This window comes from Armatimonadota bacterium, from assembly GCA_016223145.1.
In the GTDB taxonomy this organism is placed as follows: Bacteria; Armatimonadota; Fimbriimonadia; order Fimbriimonadales; family Fimbriimonadaceae; genus Nitrosymbiomonas.
The window spans coordinates 175,590-192,504 of record JACRPN010000005.1 but is presented as its reverse complement, the minus strand read 5'-3'; the positions used below and the strand labels follow the sequence as shown (position 1 = coordinate 192,504).

Annotated in this window: 11 protein-coding genes; 5 read left to right on the top strand and 6 right to left on the bottom strand. The window is 62.5% G+C overall.

Features of this window, described 5'->3' with window-relative positions; genetic code table 11:
• Positions 1–242: 242 nt before the first annotated feature.
• The 3 genes from HZC36_03210 (at position 243) to rplL (ending at position 3,631) form a co-directional block, all read left to right on the top strand.
• On the top strand, positions 243–2,123 hold the full coding sequence (locus tag HZC36_03210) for a glutamate mutase L (GenBank protein ID MBI5705982.1): 1,881 nt from the start codon (positions 243–245) through the stop codon (positions 2,121–2,123).
• Positions 2,124–2,452: 329 nt separating this feature from the next.
• Complete coding sequence (gene rplJ / locus HZC36_03205; GenBank protein MBI5705981.1) at positions 2,453–3,229, top strand: 50S ribosomal protein L10; 777 nt, start codon at positions 2,453–2,455, stop codon at positions 3,227–3,229.
• A gap of 15 nt (positions 3,230–3,244) precedes the next feature.
• On the top strand, positions 3,245–3,631 hold the full coding sequence (rplL, locus tag HZC36_03200; GenBank protein MBI5705980.1) for a 50S ribosomal protein L7/L12: 387 nt from the start codon (positions 3,245–3,247) through the stop codon (positions 3,629–3,631).
• A 68-nt stretch (positions 3,632–3,699) separates the two neighbouring features.
• Here the strand turns inward: rplL and HZC36_03195 are convergent, their stop codons facing one another.
• On the bottom strand, positions 3,700–4,020 hold the full coding sequence (locus tag HZC36_03195) for a hypothetical protein (protein ID MBI5705979.1): 321 nt from the start codon (positions 4,018–4,020) through the stop codon (positions 3,700–3,702).
• A gap of 178 nt (positions 4,021–4,198) precedes the next feature.
• Between HZC36_03195 and HZC36_03190 the strand changes: the two genes are divergently transcribed.
• A complete protein-coding gene (locus HZC36_03190; protein ID MBI5705978.1) occupies positions 4,199–5,410 on the top strand; it encodes an MFS transporter in 1,212 nt (403 codons plus the stop codon).
• Positions 5,411–5,531: 121 nt separating this feature from the next.
• Here HZC36_03190 and HZC36_03185 read toward each other — a convergent pair whose 3' ends face one another.
• Genes HZC36_03185 through HZC36_03175 form a run of 3 tightly spaced genes read right to left on the bottom strand, consistent with a single transcriptional unit; the run spans position 5,532 to position 12,453 of the window.
• Positions 5,532–6,287 carry a VanW family protein gene (locus HZC36_03185; GenBank protein ID MBI5705977.1) on the bottom strand — a complete coding sequence of 252 codons (756 nt, stop codon included), beginning with the start codon at positions 6,285–6,287 and terminating at the stop codon, positions 5,532–5,534.
• Positions 6,284–11,032: a hypothetical protein gene (locus HZC36_03180; GenBank protein ID MBI5705976.1), complete on the bottom strand. Its 4,749-nt coding sequence runs from the start codon at positions 11,030–11,032 to the stop codon at positions 6,284–6,286. Before HZC36_03180 ends, HZC36_03185 begins: the two co-directional genes overlap by 4 nt.
• On the bottom strand, positions 11,032–12,453 hold the full coding sequence (locus HZC36_03175) for a hypothetical protein (GenBank protein MBI5705975.1): 1,422 nt from the start codon (positions 12,451–12,453) through the stop codon (positions 11,032–11,034). The genes HZC36_03180 and HZC36_03175 overlap by 1 nt, the downstream gene beginning before the upstream one ends.
• 123 nt (positions 12,454–12,576) lie before the next feature.
• On the opposite strand from HZC36_03175, the gene ilvC reads away from it, so the two are divergent.
• Positions 12,577–13,554 carry a ketol-acid reductoisomerase gene (gene ilvC / locus HZC36_03170; GenBank protein ID MBI5705974.1) on the top strand — a complete coding sequence of 326 codons (978 nt, stop codon included), beginning with the start codon at positions 12,577–12,579 and terminating at the stop codon, positions 13,552–13,554.
• Positions 13,555–13,902: 348 nt separating this feature from the next.
• On the opposite strand, the gene HZC36_03165 is transcribed toward ilvC, so the two are convergent.
• Together HZC36_03165 and uvrC are read right to left on the bottom strand one after the other, a co-directional pair.
• Entirely contained in the window at positions 13,903–14,358 is a 456-nt protein-coding gene (locus tag HZC36_03165) for an OsmC family protein (GenBank protein ID MBI5705973.1), read from the bottom strand.
• Between the two features lie 559 nt (positions 14,359–14,917).
• Positions 14,918–16,870: an excinuclease ABC subunit UvrC gene (uvrC, locus tag HZC36_03160; GenBank protein MBI5705972.1), complete on the bottom strand. Its 1,953-nt coding sequence runs from the start codon at positions 16,868–16,870 to the stop codon at positions 14,918–14,920.
• Positions 16,871–16,915 lie beyond the last annotated feature (45 nt).

Genomic DNA, 16,915 nt, shown 5'->3' with positions numbered 1-16,915 from the left:
TGCCAGTCATATCATCTCTGACCAAAAAGCAAGCGCAAGCTGATAGCAAGAGGGCGTTCATCTCAGGTCCCTTCCTCTTGCCATTCTACGCCTGTCGAGAACGGATTCGGCTCGCTGACAGGGATGTCCGCGGTCCGGGGTGCTCCGATGATCGGAGCGCTCCGTCTCCACCTCCGTCGCCCGTCGCCCGTCGCCCTTCGCCCTTCGCCCTTCGCCCTTCGCACCAGCCATAATAAGGCTCTATGCCCCAGGACATTCAGCGCATCTTGGCGACCGACTGCGGTTCGACCACGACCAAGGCCATCCTCATCGAGCGCGGACCCAACGGCGAGTACCGCCTAGCCGCGCGCGGCGAGGCCCCGACGACCGTCGAAAAGCCGTTCGAGGACGTCACGATCGGCGTGCTCAACTCCGTGACCGAGCTCGAGGAGATCACCGAAACCGAGGTTCCCGAGGGCTTCCCGAAGGGCCGCCGAAAGCTGATGAAGGACGGCCACATCTGGCGGCTTCAGAAGGAAGGCAAGACCACCGACACGCGCGGCAACGCGCTGGAGGCCGCAGACCTTTACGTCAGCACGTCCTCGGCCGGTGGCGGCTTGCAGATGATGGTCGCGGGCGTCGTCAAAGCCATGAGCGCGGAATCCGCCGAGCGCGCGGCCCTCGGCGCCGGCGCAATTCTCATGGACACGCTGGCCGTAGACGACGGCCGGAAGGACTACCAGAAGGTCAAGCGCCTACGCGAGCTTCGCCCCGACATCATCCTCATGTCCGGCGGGACCGACGGCGGCACGAAGAGCCACCTGATCGAGATGGCGGAAGTGGTGCGCCGCGCCGACCCCAAACCGCGCTTCGGCGACATGAAGCTGCCGATCATCTACGCGGGCAACAAGGAGGCTCGCGAAGACGTCTCGAAGGTGCTCGGCGCGGACATCGCCATGCACGCCGTGGACAACCTCCGGCCGACGCTGGATCGCGAAAACCTGGACCCTGCCCGCGACGAGATCCACGAAATGTTCCTTGAGCACGTGATGCAGCAAGCGCCGGGCTATAGCAAGCTGCTGGATTGGACCAGCGAAGAGGTGATGGCCACGCCGAACGCGGTTGGGAAGCTCATGAAGGCCTACGCCGACCAGGAGGGCATCAACCTGCTGGGCGTGGACATCGGCGGCGCGACCACCGACGTGTTCAGCGTGTTTGGTGGCACCTACAACCGAACAGTCTCGGCAAACCTCGGCATGAGCTACTCGATCTGCAACGTGCTGAAAGAAGCAGGGATCGAGAATATCGCGCGGTGGGTACCGTTCGAGATCGACCCCGCCGAGGTTCGCAACCGCCTTCGCAACAAGATGATCCGTCCGACAACGATCCCGCAGACCTATGAAGACCTGCTGATCGAGCACGCGGTCGCGCGCGAGGCGCTGAGGTTGGCGTTCATCCACCACAAGTCCCTGGCGAGAGGCCTGACGGGCATGCAGCAGCAGCGCGACGTGGGGCAGATCTTTGACCAGAAGGCGGGCGGCGAGACGCTGGTCAAGATGATGGCGCTCGACATGATCATCGGCAGCGGAGGGGTGCTCTCGCACGCTCCCAGCCGAGCGCAGTCGGCGCTGATGATGATGGACGCCTATCAGCCCGAGGGCATCACGATGATGACGGTGGACTCGATCTTCATGATGCCCCACCTGGGTGTGCTTTCCGAGCACTTCTACGACGCCGCGCGCGAGGTGTTCGAGCGCGATTGCATCGTGCGCGTGGGAACCTGCATCGCGCCGGTGGGGGTGGCGAAAGAGGGCGAGCCATGTGTGAGCGTGAAGGGCCAGGGCATCGACGTGAGCGTGCCTTTCGGCGAGATCAAGGTCGTGCCGTTGCCCGATGAAGTGGCGGAATTGACGGTGACGCCGGCGAAGAACTTCGACGTGGGCGCGGGCAAGGGCAACGCGGTGAACGTGAAGCGGTTCGACGCGACGCGGGGCCAGAGGAGCCAGACGACGAACTTGATCGGCGGGACGGTCGGCCTGATGATCGATGCGCGCGGCCGGCCGTTCTCGGTGGACTTCAGCACCCCGAACCGGATTCAGAAGTTAAAGAGCTGGCTCGGGGCGATGGGTCTGCCTTTGCCGTAGTTGCTTTGCTTGACGCTCCAGTGCCATAATCTCGCTTGTCTCCGGAGACAGCCGGTGGTGTGAAGCCATAAAGGGCCGCAAGGGTCCTGCCAGCCGAGGGGGCGAGGTCAATTGACGATTTGCGATTGACGATTGCCGATTGGGCCTGTGGGTTCAGCGTCGGCCGTCGGATCGATGGATGCGTCTCGGGGCTTTCGCCAACTGGGTTGGCGGAAGCCCCGAGGTGCTTTTTGGGTGGAGCGCCGCAAGCGGGATTGGACTCATAGGCCCTATGGGACCTATAGGTCTTATCAGAACTGACCAAAGCGTCTCCGAAGGAAACGAAACTTATGCCTACTGCCCAGAAAGAGCAAACGATCGAGCAGGCCAAGGAGTGGTACTCCAAGTCGTCTGGCCTCGTGTTTGCGGACTACCGCGGGCTGAAGGTGAAAGAGATGCAGCAGCTTCGCCAGAACCTTAAGGCGAAGGGAGGCGAGCTGCACGTGGTCAAAAACACGCTCTTTCGCCGCGCCGCGGGCGAGGCCGCAGATACGCTGCCGTACGAGTTCCACAACGGCCCCACGGCGGTCGCGTTCGTTTATGAAAACGAGAGCGATTGCTGCAAGGCCCTGTTCGACTATGCGCAAACCCACAAGAGTCTGACGATCAAGGGTGGCATGTTTGGCGGCAAAGTCATGGACGCCAAGAGCGTCGAGGCGCTTTCCAAGCTGCCTCCGCGGGATGTGCTGATCGCCCAGGTGATCGGGACCATCGTCGCGCCGCTGACCCAACTCGTCGGCGTTATCGACGCCCTCGTGGCCGAGCCGATCCGCACGATCTATGCGGTCGCCGACAAGTTCGGCGAGCCGACGGCTGATGCGCCGGCGGAAGCGGCCCCGGCGGACGTGTCGGACAAGTCTGACGCGTCAGACGAAGCAACAAACGCCCCCCAACCGGAAGCTTCCTCAGAGTCGACGGAGGCCGCTGAAGCGCCCTCCGCGGAACCCGCGCCCGAAGCCGCGGAAACCCCTGCTGAGCCCCCAGTGTCCGACGTGTCTGACGTGTCAGACGAGTCCGACACTAGCGAGCCCGCCGCAGAAGCCCCGGCCGAAGAGCCCACGAACTAAGGAGTCCCCAAGAAAATGGCAACCACCGTTGAAAAAATCGTTGAAGACATCGCAGGAATGACCGCCATGGAGCTTTCCGAGCTCAAGAAGGCGCTCGAAGACAAGTTTGGCGTCACCGCCGCGGCCCCCATGATGGGCATGCCCATGATGATGGGCGGCGGCGGCGAAGCCGCTCCGGCAGCCGAAGAGAAGACCGACTTCGACGTGATCCTGGCAGCCGCCGGCGATCAGAAGCTCCAGGTCATCAAGGTCGTGCGCGAGCTCACCGCCCTTGGCCTCAAGGAAGCCAAGGACCTGGTCGATGGCGCCCCGCAGCCCATCAAGCAGGGCGTGCCCAAGGACGAGGCCGACAAGATCAAGAAAGCGATCGAAGAGGTCGGCGGCAAGGTCGAAGTCAAGTAGGCTTCGCTTTCCGCGCCAAGGAAATGGGACTTATCGCCCGCTTTGGGCCGATAAGTCCCATTTCTGCCTCAAGCCACCTTCTCCGCCTCGGCAGGCGGGTTGAACCGGGGATACTCTCCGTGCTCGTGGACGTACTCCTCGATCAATTCGGCGACGCGGTGATCCGGCCTCGAGTTGACCTCGAATCGAAAATCCCGGACAATCTCCGGTCCAGGTGACAACTCGCCAGAGAGGTGCCTTTCCAACCGTCCTCGAATGCCCCGTGGATCGTCTTCGCTCTGGCCAAAGTAGATGGCCTCATCGGAAAACAGCTCGTAGACTCCCTCTTCCGTGGTGAGGTTCAGGATGTTCCCTCTGTTGAAGGAAATGTGATGGCCATGAATCGGCATCGCGTCCTCCACTTACGTCGAAGAACCGGTCAGGCGATGGCCGTCCTCTTTGCCAGCGGAACCTACGCAGCTCCTCGGCGAAAGCTCTTAGCGGCATTGTAACGCAACTCCTCATTTTCCGCAAGCAATCCCAAAAAAAAGCGAGGGACAGCGGGAAGGCGTCAGAATGCTCCCATCCGTGCCCAAGCGCGAACTCCCCCTATTGCTCGCGATCTTTCTCGACCTGGTCGGGTTCGGGATGGCGTTTCCGGACATCCAGCTTAGGGCGCAGGCGTTTGGCGCGCCCGGTTGGCTCATTGGGGCGCTCCTTTCGAGTTACTTCGTGACGCAGTTCGTAGTCTCGCCACAGTGGGGACGCTTTAGCGATCGAATCGGCAGGAAGCCCGTGCTTCTGGCCTGTACGGCACTCTCCGCGCTTTCGATGGTGGTGTACGCGTACGCTGACAACGTTTGGATCATCTTGTTTAGCCGCCTGCTTTCGGGGCTCGCCGCCGCCAACGTCGTCGTAGGCCAAGCTTATCTGGCGGACATCACGCCGGAATCGGAGCGGCGCGCCACGATGGGCCGCGTCAACTCGGCGATCCTGCTCGGCTTGGTCAGCGGTCCAGCAATCGGCGGCGAACTGGCCGCAAGGGGCGGCAACTACCTGATGGGGCTTGCCGCAGCGGCGGCCTCGACGGCGTCGCTGTTGTGGATCGTCGTCGGGGTCCGTTCGATGCCGGTGGCGGAGATGCGCAGCCCAGGATCGCGGCGGGCGTTCGGGTTCGGGCTGCTTGCGGAGCAAGGGAAGATTCGCCGCCTGTTCTTCGTCTATTCGGCGGGTTGGCTCTCTTTAGCCTGCCTCGAAGGGACGTTCGGGCGCCTGATCCAGGCCTTCTTTGGCTTCGGGCAGCGGGAGTTTGGCTACATCTTCGGCTACGAGTCGTTGCTCGGTGCGGCGACGGGCGTGTTCTTGGCGTGGATCACAAGGCGCGTGGGCGCAGGTGCCACGGTGCGGCTGGGCTACGTGATGCAGAGCGTCGGGCTTGGGTTGAACCCCCTGGCACCCTTCATAGCGAGCAATCTGATTCCTATTGGCGTCTCGTACGACCTTAGGGGGTTCATCGCGCTGATGCTGGCAAGCACGATTTATGCGTTTGGCACGGGCATCGCCAATCCTACGGTGATGTCGACGGCAAGCGTGCTCGCACCGTCGGAACGCCAGGGCGAGCTGTTCGGTTTGTTGCAGGCGGCGAGGTCGGCGGGGTTCTTTGTCGGGCCGATCCTTGGGGGCGTACTCTTTGATGTGAGGCCCTGGCTGCCGTATGCTTTGGCAGCAGCGTCTTCCATGGCGGCGGCGGTGCTTGTGCCGACGGTGGAGGGCGCGGGAGATGAAGAGATGAAGGGATGATGGGATGGGACTCTCACCACATCGCTTCATCCCATCATCCCTTCATCTTTCCCAAGCCGCAGTCTCCCTCCCCAACCCCTCCCTCAGTTTCCACTTCGTGAAAACCAAGGGAGGGGCTCCTTCACTCGCTGTACTCTACAATCCGTGCCATCGAGGGGTAGCTGCTGGTGGAAAGGAGCTTGCGACGGTCACCACTCACCAGATAGGTCGCCACGTCGAAGCCCGCCTTGCCGCCGTTGCGAATCCGCGCAAACGGGCCGTCGCCGCCCGACTCGATCGTCCGGGGCAGAGCGAGCGAACGCACCTGGGTAACGATGCGGACCCGGTGTTCAGGGGCACGCTCGCCAAAGACTCCGAATTCCAATCGGTTCTCGTTCAATGCCGCCCGAATCCGAACCGGGAACGGGTTGGGGTTGCGGAACCGCAGGTCGATCCCATGAAAGGCAACTGCCGCGTCGCGCCCGGGAGCGACGTAACCCGGGGCGTGGCGGTGCTGATGCCGTTCGGTGACGTCCATCCCGGAGAGAAGGGCGGCGTTGTAAAGGGTGCTGGAGGCTTGGCACACCCCTCCACCCCAAGCCAAGACGAGCTGGCCGTTGAAGCTGACCGGCGCCTTTCGATAGCCGGTGTCGCGCGACCAGGTTCCGACCCGTTCATTGAACGAGAACTCGCCTCCTGGGGGGACGGTCACGCCGTCGATCGCGCGCGTGGCGAGACGAGCGTTGTGTCGCTGGTTAGGAGTTCGTCCCTCCAGCACGGTCATGAACCTGCCCATGCAGACCTCGCCTTGAGGCTGCTTTGCCAAGCCGATCCCAACGAGGGCTGGGAGCCCAATCCAGGCCAGAAGGGGCCATTTGAGGTGAAGTGCGCGCCTCATCGCCCTCGCACCTCCAGGGGCGTCTCGGCCGAGTACGCCCTAACGGTTGGATCGTACATGTTGTACGCCGAAACCGGCAGAGCCGAAGAGGCGCCCGGCGCTTGGGCGCGCAGGGTGAACTTGTAGGTGTGCTCGCCGGGTTCCAGCCGCCTAAGGAAGAGCGCTGCCTTGTTGTCACTGATTTGCAGCTGATCGAAGTCGTAGCTCCACTCTTCCCAGCGATCGATTTCCGTCCGAGCCGTCGCGTCGCAGTTGCTGGGGATCGGGATTTCCAGGATCACGAACTGCATCGCCTTGGCATTCTTGATCGTGACCTGGCACTCCAGCACGTCGCCGCGTGAGGCGATCGTCACGGGGTGTTTTCCGGGGGCGACCCTGTACCTGCCGTCATCCTGGAGTTGCGCGGACATCAGATAGAGCTCCCGCTGGACAGAGAAGCCCGGGTCGGTGCTCACCGGCGCGAGGTTCTTCTCGATCACCGTCTGCTTCATCTCGGAAGAGTAATAGCAGACGCTTCCCGTAGAAGCGATTTCGACCCTGTTATCTCCGGCACGGAGTTGAGCCATTGGGACCGTGATCTGAAGGTCCGGCTCGATAATGGAAGACGCGGTGAGCTGGAGGGTCTGCACGATGGCGCCGTTGACTTTGACGCTGACCGAACCCGTTGGCGAAGCCCCGCCCGTCGCGCGCCACCACTTGGTGAGCGCAACGACGACGTAGCTGGTGTCGCGAGTGCTGGTCCACATGTCTCCCTTGCGGCTCAGCATGAGCCCCCGAACCACCTTCGGGATCAGGGGGTGGTTGGGCTGGGCCGACGCGAGAGCCAGAAGGCAACGGGCGCCGGCTTCTTCGCCCCAATACCGTTCGGGCCACCGCGCCACGCCGTTGGCCTCGATCGCCTGTCCGACCAGCACCTTGAGCGCATCGGCGTGGAGCTTTTCGTACCCCTTGCCAAGCGCGCCATAGGTCAGCGCTAGCAACGAGGTCTCGTAGGGGCCCATGTCCTTGATGGGCACGTAGGCCAGTCCTTGCAGCGCTTCTTTGTCGCGCCCATAGAGCGCGAGCACGTAGTTGGCATACAGGCGGCTCGTGACGTCGTCGAAATACCACCAGTCGCGGCCATCGCGGAACGGGCTCATCACGGCCTGAGCGAGCCAGTCCAGAGCTCGTTTGGTGTCGATGCCTTGAGCCGGATAGCCTGCCTCCGCCGCGTGGTGAAGGCCTTCCAGGACCAGCGAGGTCATAAAGGTGTTTGAATCGTCGTGCTCCCACCAGCCCCAGGCGCCGTCATCGTGACGCATCGCCTTCAGCCGGGTGAACCCATCCGAGACGATCGCGGGCACGCGTTTGAGCTGCGGGATTGGGGGAAGGCCGGAATCCTGGAGCGCCTTTGATACGACGACGGTCGGCAAGAGTCTGCTCATGGTCTGCTCGACGCACCCATAGGGGAAGTCGATCAGCTCGCCCAGCGATTGCACCACCGCCGAGGCCAGTGTGGGCGAAAGCGTGATCTTCAGCCTTCCCGTGTTGGGGTCGGCGCCTGGGCGAACGCTTGCGAGAAAGCTTGCGCTGCCGCGCACTTCGCCTGCGGCCGTCGAGACGAACTCTCTGCCGTGAGGCCGGATTTCAAAAGTCTTGCGCTCGCCGTCGGAGGCCGAGTCGGTCCACGCCTTGGCGGTCAGGGTCTTCCAACCCGCTTCGGGGGTGCTGAGGACCCATTCAACCGGCCGCGTCTCACCGGCCGGAACGTGGACGGACTGCCTGAGGTCGCCGCGCACGGGCAGCGGAGGCGAATCCAACTGGACGTTGACGTTTTGGTCTCGGTCGGTGTCGTTGGTCACCATCGCCAAGAGCCGCTGGGAGTCTCCCTGGACCAGGTAGGCGGGCACTTGCAGGCGCACCATCAGGTCCTTCTTCGCGCGGACCTTGGCGACGCCCATGCCGACCTCGGTTGTCGAGGTTACGCCTACTGCGGTCGCCCGCCAGGTCGTCAGGTTATCGGGGAGCTGGAGCGTGACGGTGGCGAGACCCTGGGCGTTGGTTTGGATCGCCGGGTTCCAATAGGCGGTGTCCTTGAACACCTCTCGAATCTGGATATCGCCGGGCGCCTTGTCGCCGCCGTCCAGGTAAACCTCTTCGAACGAGTAGCTGGTCTGGACCGAGTTGTAGCGCTTGGGATAGAAGTCGCGGAGCAGGTCGGTTGTGTCTGCCGCCATCGCGTAGATCGCCTCGTCGACAACGCCAAGGGACACCTCGGCCGGCATTGGGCGCCCGTCGGGCCCTGTTGTGCGGACCGTATAGGTGGCCTTGTCGCCGGGCTTGTAGACCTGCTTGTCCGTCGAGATCGCGATGCCGAGCGTCCGTTGGGCAAGGTCGATTTTGAGCCTGCGTTCGGTCTGAAGGAGCCTCTTGTTGGAGACGAAGCAGACACTTACGAACACATTGGGCCGGTGCTCTTCAAGGACCGGCGCCTGAACTTCGGTCACTTTGTTCGCCAGTTGAACAACCTGCGAACTGTACACACGGTCGCCCTCGACAGTGACCAGCGCCGATTGTCCCGTACCCTCCGAAACAATCAGGCACCTGACCGATTCACCGACCTTGAATTGGCTCTTCTCCAGTTGGAGTTGGAGTTCTTGCCTCGGGCTTCCAAGATCGTCGCTCGCGCCGCCATAGAGCCACATCCATTCGGAGGTTCGGATGGTGTTTCCCCTTGTGTCTTGTGCTTCAGCGCGAAGAGACATGTCTCCAGAGTGCTTCGGAGTTATCTGGAACCGGGCCCTTCCGTCGGAACCCGTTGTGGCGAAAAGGGTGTCTTGCACTTTGAAGACGGACTCAATTCCAGTCCACACCTCATAGCCCGCAACCAGTTTGACGCGAAGCCCGGCAGAGGGCTTGCCGCCGTAAGACTCGGCGGCCTGGACGGCTACCTCGATCGGCTTTCTGGGTTCGGCAAGGGTGCTAGGCGTGTCGACGTGAAGCCGAACCAGGCCCTGGGAAAGCTGGGTCTTTGCTGTCGCGTCAGCGTATTTGTCCCCGTCGTTCAGGCTCACGTAGGCCGTGAGGTCCATCGAGTCGGCTTGAGTCCAGTCTTGAGGGCCAAACTGCTCTTCATCCGAAGTGTCCACCTCGATGACGGCCCTGCCTTCCGAGTCCGTGGTGGCTTTCAGCTCGGAGAGGTACTCGCCGCCCATCTCTCGGTGGCCGTAGGAGTCGTTGTATTCCTCGTACTCGTCTGCCTCTTCGGCATCCACGCCGAACCACTCCCAGTGCGGGCTGCGGCCGATGTTGGCGGTGACTTCGGCCCCGGCCACCGGCGAGCCGTAGAAGTACTTCGCCTCGACCAAGAAGCGCACTTTGTCGCCGCGTTGGTAGCTGGGCTTTTCGGGCTTTACGGTGAGTGAGATCTCAGGCTTTCGGTAGGCCGCGATGGAGACCCATTTGGTGGGGAGCTTCTCTTCCCCGATCTGAGTTCTGATGCCGTAGACGCCAGGCTCGGCCTCCTTGCTGGTGGCAAAGTGGCCGGAGAAGGAGCCCATCGCGTTAACCGCCAAGGTCTGCTTCTGGATTAGCGTCTCGCTGGAGTCGCGGATCTCGATTTGGACTTCCTTGGCCTTCGAGAGGGCATATCGAGCCCCAGAAAGCTGTCGCACGACACCCTTGAACTGGACCTCGTCGCCTGGGCGATAGATTGGGCGGTCGGTGTAGAGCGAAAGGCGGTGGGAGCCGTCCCCCTCCCCTCCTGAGGCATAGAAGCCCACGATCGCCGTGGATTTGCCCTGCCTGGCGAGGAGCATCGAGTTGTCGGAAGGGCCCTTGAGCGCGATGGATGCGCGGCCGTCCGGCCCGCTCTTGGCGGCGAGTTCGAAACGGCCGCCCTTGGGCGCATAGATCGCCGCGCCTGAGATCGGGGAACCAGTCTTGATGTCGGTGACGAAACACAGGGCTCCCGAATCCCAAGTCTTGGCGACCATCGCGATGCGGCTCACGTTGATCCAGGTGCTCGTCCGGAGCGCCCCGACCTGGCACTCGACGAAATAATCGCCCTCAGACAGGTCGCCGAGATCAAAGAACTGCTCAAACGTGCCTTCAGGGGTTCGTTCGCTGATGGGTTTGGTTACCTGTCTGACTTGGGCGCCCAGCATCGACCTGGCCGCGGCTTCCTGCCTCTTCAGGCCGCCGATCGCGTTGTAGAGCGCACCCTTGGCGGGGAGCATCTCCATCTTGAGTTGGGTGACCGTGAAGCGGATCTGCTCTTCGGGCGAGAAGCCGTGAAGCTGCACCTGGACCTTCTCATCGGTCCGGAACACGTGCTGGTTCGAGTAGAGGTTCAAATACGGCGCGACCGGCTTCATCTCGAGGTCGAGCTGCTGCGCTTTGCCTTCGGTGATCGCGAATTTGACCGGCTTGAGCTCGTGCGCCACAGCGTAGGTCTCGATTTCGTAGTTGCCGGCTTTCACATTCCGGAAGGTGAACCGACCCTCGTCGTCGGTCCACTCGACGTAGCTCTTGGGCTTGTCCTCATCCGGGAGCCGCTCAAGGGTGTCCCAGTCATAGGGGTTCTCTTCCCGAAGGATGATTCGAAGGTCGGAGAGCGGCCTGCCGTTCTCGCTCATGACCACCTTGCCATCAAGGCCGCCACGGGGCACTTCGCGGCTGATGCCGGCAGCAAGGAGCCCGACGCAGACGACGAGGCCGACGATGAGCGCCATCAGGCGCGATGCAAACACGCTGAGGGTAGCCATTACGAAGCCTCTGCCCGGGCTTGTTCAACCGGTTTGGTGAGGAAGCCAATCAAAAGAAGAAGGACTGCGACGATAGGTACGGCGACTTCCAGGGCGAAGACCTTTTGGTCGCGGGTCAGATCGATCAGCGAGGCGTACCAGTCATAGGTCCCCGCGATCAGCAGCCCCAAGCCCATTTGGAGCACAAACGGCGCGAGCCCATGCAGGGCCGATCCCAGGACCACATAGGCGAATCCGGATCCGACGAGCAACCCGACCGTGCCCTTCGCGCCGAGGAGGATCGCCGTGAGAATGGGCAGGGCCATAAGCATCAGGGCCATCGCGCCGCTGGCGATGGGATGCTCGCGGCGCCGCTGGCGCATTTCGAGCGCCAGGGCGATCAGCGCCATCCCGGCGATGAAGCCGATCAGCTCATAGTGCTGGCCGATGTCCAGGGTCTTTGCGGCGCTCTGGTGCCACTCTTTGAAGACCCGGTAGACCGTCATGGCCGCGAGCGGGCTGAGAGAGGCGATCGAGCGCACATCGCCGAGGATTAGAAAGACCAGCACCGCCGTTAGCAGCGCGATGGACATGCCGAACCCGCGCAAGAGCCCGAACGCGAGCGTCGCCACTCCGAGCCAGATCACCATCCCAAGCAGGCTGGTGTATGGGGAGCCCTCATTGTCCGATGCGGTGAACCAATGCACGACCAACGCCAATGCGGATGCCATGAGTGCGATGTGCCATACGTGGCCGATCCATACATACCGCGTGGCGATGAGAACGGCAAATCCGGAGAACACGGCGGCAAATAGGATGCCCGTACCGCTCTCTTTGAGCTTGTTCTTCAGATTTGAGGCCGTGATAAGGGTCGGCAGTGCCGAAGCCAGGACGCAGCCGGCAACCAGAAGCGCCAAGCCGGCGTGGGCGGCGCGGTCACCGGGACCGGCCTCACCCAACAAGTCGACCAGAAGAGTTCCGTCAAGGATGGCCGCGGTTTTCCATGCCCAACCGGTATCTGACGGCTTGGCCAACAACCATGCGCCTACGGCGACGCCGACGCCCAGTCCGACCTCGTGCGAAGTCAGCCACTCGGGCACAAACGCTAACGACCCCAGCCCACGCGCGATCGCGGCCAAGCCGATGGGTCCGGCCAGTGAAGCGCCTCGCTGAAAGCCCGATCCGCCGATCTGGTTCGAAGCTGCTGCAAGGGCCAGACCGACAACGAAGCCGATTGCGGTGACCTTGACGTCCTCAGCCTGTTTGGCGTAGGTGAACCCCGCCCAGAGAGCCACGGCCGCCAGAAGGCCAAGGATGGCCCAAACCAAGCGATTCGGGGGACTTTTCGGTGGAGATTCAGGGGGGGCTTTGAGCCCATCTCGGGAGAACAGGGCCGCGATTCCCGCGGCAATGGCGATCCATGGCAAATAGGTTGTGATCAAGGTTGGTTGCCCTCCTGTGCGTCCTGCATTGGGGGCGTATTCGCATGATACGACGCACGCCTGCCCTTGGCGATACGGAGATTGAAAGAATTTCCAAGAAACGTGTTGAGGTAGGTTTGACAGGTGGGCAGTTCGCTCGTTCCAAACCCTCAATTGCTGCTCGATCGGACCGTGGCGATCGTGGGCTACGGCAACCAGGGCCGGGCTCAGGCCCTGAACTTGCGAGACTCGGGTGCGCGGGTGGTGGTCGGACTCAGGGAAAGCAGCGCCCATCGGGGGACGGCGGAGGCCGAGGGGCTTTCGGTTCTTCCGATCGAGGAGGCTGTGGCGGGCGCGGATATTGTCGCGATGCTCGTGCCCGACATGAAGATGGCGGAGGCCTATGAAGGGTTTGTGCGCATTGCGCTGGGGCCTGGGTCGGCGCTGCTGTTTGCCCACGGGTTCGCGATTCTGTCGGGAATGATCTGCCCAAGGGAAGACGTCGACGTGGTCCTGGTATCCCCGAAGGGAGTGGGCACGGGGGTTCGCCGCAAGTATGAGGAGGGGTCCGGGGTGCCGGGACTGGTGGCGGTGCACCAGGACGTTTCCGGGCGGGCAAGGGACTTGGCGCTCGCCTATGCTTGGGGGATCGGGTGCGGGCGGTCACTCTTGATGGAGACGACCTTTCGCGAGGAGACGGAAACCGACCTATTCGGCGAGCAGGTGGTGCTCTGCGGCGGCATCCCAAACCTGATTTCCGCGGCGTTTGAGACGCTTCTGGAGGCGGGGTACACGCCGGAGATCGCCTATTTCGAGACCCTGTACGAGACAAAGCTGATCGTGGATTTGATTGTCGAGCGCGGCATTGCGGGGATGCGCGAAGCGATCAGCGACACCGCGCAATGGGGCGGCCTGACCGCAGGGACCCGCATCGTGACCGACGAGACGCGCCAGGCGATGCGCGAAACGATTGAGAGCATCCGAAGCGGCAAGTTCGCCGAAGGCTGGCTTCGTGAGGCGAGACTGGGGAGCCACACGCTAGACGCACTGAAGTCGATAGAGCGCGGCCTTGCAGTCGAACGGACCGGGGCAGAAGTGCGGAAGGCGATGGAGGATGCGTGAGGACGAGGGTGAGTCGGTGAGCCGGTGAGAGGGTGAGTGAGTGGGCGAGAACCTGTGTCAAACAGACACGTGGGTCAGACTCTTGGTCTGCCTTGAGAACCGCGAGGACCGGCGCCGTCTGGCTCATGGGTTCGCTGGGTCTCATTGGTGCACGTTTGCACCTTGGCGAGATACCTCCATAGGTCGCCTTTGCTCCGTCCTCTTAGTCTTCAGTTCCCAGATCGCCGGAGTCTCCCTCCCCAACCCCTCCCTCAGTTTCGCTGCGCAAAACCAAGGGAGGGGCCCACTCCACCTCTCCCCAGGGGGAGAGGCCGGTGAACGAAGCGAACCGGTTGAGGGGGCGCCGGATTACGTCCTGACCACTTCGACTTCCAGTTCCACCGCGACCTTGTCGCGGACCGCAGCCGTAATGATGCAGTAGGATTCGGCCTTGTGAGCCATGTCGGAGGCCAAGGCGGCCTGCTCGTCGGTGGCGCCGGGTTCGAGCGTGATCTTGGGGCGGAGCGTGATCTTTGTGAAGGTGAACTGCATGCCGTTCTGCTCGACGTGCCCGACGGCGTTGGCTTCGATATTTGCCACGGGGAGCTTGCGGTTGGCGGCGATCAGGCCGAAGGTGATGGCCCAGCAGGCCGCGATCGAAGAGGTGAGCAGCTCTTCGGGGTTGGTGCCCGCCCCGGGGCCTCCGAACTCTTTGCCGATCGAGAGGGGGAACTGGGTTCCCGTGTTGCCGCAGGAGGCCGATCCGCCCCCGTCCTTGCCGCCGCTCCAACGAACCGAAACCGGATAGTCGTGCATTTGTGCCATTCGGAGGATTGTACTGCTTCATGCCAACGAGGCATTACCGCTTCGTAAGCCGGAAGCTGCGATGCCTGTTACTTGGCTTTCAGGGCAAGAGCTAACTGTTTTGCGGCAGACCGACTGAGCGCGATTGGTGGCTCCCACCTGGATTCCTCCGCAACGAGATGCCGGTGTGAGGCCCATTGCTCTGGGGTCTCGAAGGGCTGGCACTGCCAGATTGGGTTGTCCTCCGCGGGCCACCTGAACCACGAGCGCTCTGCAATGCGGCCCGTCTTAACGTCCGACCTGAGGAAAGCTAGGGCACGCAAGAACAGCTCCCATTGCGATGGGACATCCGCCACTAGAACGTGGTCAGTAAAGTCGTCATAGGTAGCCCAGACGATTCTCCAACAAAGCTCGTAACCGTCGTCATGAGGTTCCGGAAACCAAAGCTCTTCGCCAGTCATCTGGTCATCGAGCCAGTAACTTCCCACCCTTCTTTCCATCCAGAGCAATAGGCAATCTGCGAGTCGATCTCTGGAATCTCGATTGACGCTCTGACTCGATCCACTTAACATAACTGATCTCACGCCTCCGCCAGGAATTCCTTGACTTGCTCGGCGAGCCTTTGGGTCATCGTCGGGACCGAGGCGATCTCCTCAACCGTCGCGCGGCGGACACCCTCCAGGGAGCCGAAGGTTCGCAGCAGCAGGCGCTTCCGGCGGGGCCCGATTCCAGGGATTTCCTCGATGGCCGATGCCGAAAGCCGCTTGTCGCGAACCTTACGGTGGAAGCTGACGGCGAAGCGGTGGGCCTCATCGCGCAGGCGGCGGAGCAGTACCAGGCCCGGAGACATGAGGGGGAGTTCGATCTCGCGGAAGCGGAGCTGCTTTGGTGCTTTGGCGGAGTCGGACGTGTCGGACGGGTCAGATGGGTCAGACAGGGCGGACGCGCTTGACAAGTCCGATATGTCGGAATGGGGTTGCAGAAAATCCTCCGGAACATACAGCAGTTCCATCTTCTTCGCCAAGCCGACCATGGGCACCGTGAGGCCGAGCGAATCTCGAGCCTCCAGCGCCGCCGACAACTGTCCTTTTCCGCCATCGATCATGATGAGGTCGGGCAGAGTGGCGAACTTGGGTTGCCCATCGAGATAGGCGCGAAGCCTGCGAAGGATGACCTCCTTCATCATGGCGAAGTCGTTGGGGCTTTCGGGGCTCCACTTGATCCTGAAGCGGCGGTACTCCGCTTTGGCTGCCGTGCCGTGGATCGCCACAACCATCGAACCCACCGGCGCCGTGCCCTGGATGTTGGAAATGTCGTAGCCCTCCACCCTTTCAGCCGGCGTGGGGAGGCCGAGCGCCTCCTGCAACTCAACGATCGCCTCCTCGGCCCATTGTTCCTGTTGCTTGATTTCCGACGCCATAGCGCTCAAGGCTTGCTCGGCGTTCGCAGCGGCCATCTCGACCAGTGCCAGCCCCTCGCCGCCGCCGGGAACTTCGATGCGCACCGCCGAGCCCTTCTTGTTTCTGAGGAACGCCTCGACGATCTTGCGTTCCTCGATTTCGACCGGCAACAGGATCTCGCGGGGCACCTCGGGGGCGTCGGCGTAGTACTGCTTGACGAACTCCTGCACGGCCTCGGTCGGCGAGGCTTCGGTCGAGCGGTCGAGAAAGAACTGCCGCTGGCCGATGAGCTTCCCTCCGCGAACGTAGAGCATCTGGATCGCCGAGCCGCGTTCATCTTTGACCACCGCGACCACGTCGCGGTCGATCTGGTCGGTGTCGAGCACCTTCTGCTTCTGCATCATGCTTTCGATCGCCACGATCTGGTCGCGCACTTCGGCAGCTCGTTCGAAGTCCATTCGGTCTGACATGTCCGACATGTCAGACCGCAGCTTGGAGATGAGGGCCTCGCCCTTGCCAGAGAGCACCTGAGTGACTTGGTCCAGCACCACTTGGTACGCCTTGCGGTCGGCCATGCCGGCGCACGGCGCCATGCACTGGCCCAGGTGATGGTAGAGGCAAGGCCGTTGAACCGGCTCACCGGACCAGCTCTTGCCGCAGGGGATGAGCTGAAACGCCTTGTGGAGAATCTGCAGGGTCTCGCGGACGGTGTAGGCGGATGTGTAAGGTCCGAAGTACTTCGAGCCGTCTTTTCTCACGCGGCGCGTGAAGAGCACCCGCGGGAATTTCTCCTTGGTGATGACCACATAGGGGTAGCTCTTGTCGTCGCGCAGCAGCACGTTATAAGGCGGCCGGTGCTGCTTGATGAGGTTGCACTCGAGCACGAGCGCCTCGACCTCGCTGTCCACGACGATCCACTCCAGGTCGCGCACGCGGGCGACCATCCGGGCGATGCGCATGGCGTGCTTGGTGGACTGGTGAAAGTAGCTGCGGACGCGGTTCTTGAGCACCACCGCCTTACCGACGTAGAGCACGGAGCCGTTTTCGTCCTTGAAGATGTAGCAGCCCGGGTTGCCGGGGAGCTTCTTCAGCTTCTCGGCGACGGAGTCGGTGGGCTTCAGGGGTCGCGGCATGGGTCAATCAGTCGGCTATAGAGCGAATATGACCTATCCGTCCTA

What these genes read in the sequence shown, in the direction of transcription:
- HZC36_03210 (MBI5705982.1), top strand. Translation starts at nt 243, where the DNA reads ATGCCCCAGGACATTCAGCGCATCTTGGCGACCGACTGCGGTTCGACC.
- rplJ (MBI5705981.1), top strand. Translation starts at nt 2,453, where the DNA reads ATGCCTACTGCCCAGAAAGAGCAAACGATCGAGCAGGCCAAGGAGTGG.
- rplL (MBI5705980.1), top strand. Translation starts at nt 3,245, where the DNA reads ATGGCAACCACCGTTGAAAAAATCGTTGAAGACATCGCAGGAATGACC.
- HZC36_03195 (MBI5705979.1), bottom strand. Translation starts at nt 4,020, where the DNA reads ATGCCGATTCATGGCCATCACATTTCCTTCAACAGAGGGAACATCCTG.
- HZC36_03185 (MBI5705977.1), bottom strand. Translation starts at nt 6,287, where the DNA reads ATGAGGCGCGCACTTCACCTCAAATGGCCCCTTCTGGCCTGGATTGGG.
- HZC36_03180 (MBI5705976.1), bottom strand. Translation starts at nt 11,032, where the DNA reads ATGGCTACCCTCAGCGTGTTTGCATCGCGCCTGATGGCGCTCATCGTC.
- HZC36_03165 (MBI5705973.1), bottom strand. Translation starts at nt 14,358, where the DNA reads ATGGCACAAATGCACGACTATCCGGTTTCGGTTCGTTGGAGCGGCGGC.
- uvrC (MBI5705972.1), bottom strand. Translation starts at nt 16,870, where the DNA reads ATGCCGCGACCCCTGAAGCCCACCGACTCCGTCGCCGAGAAGCTGAAG.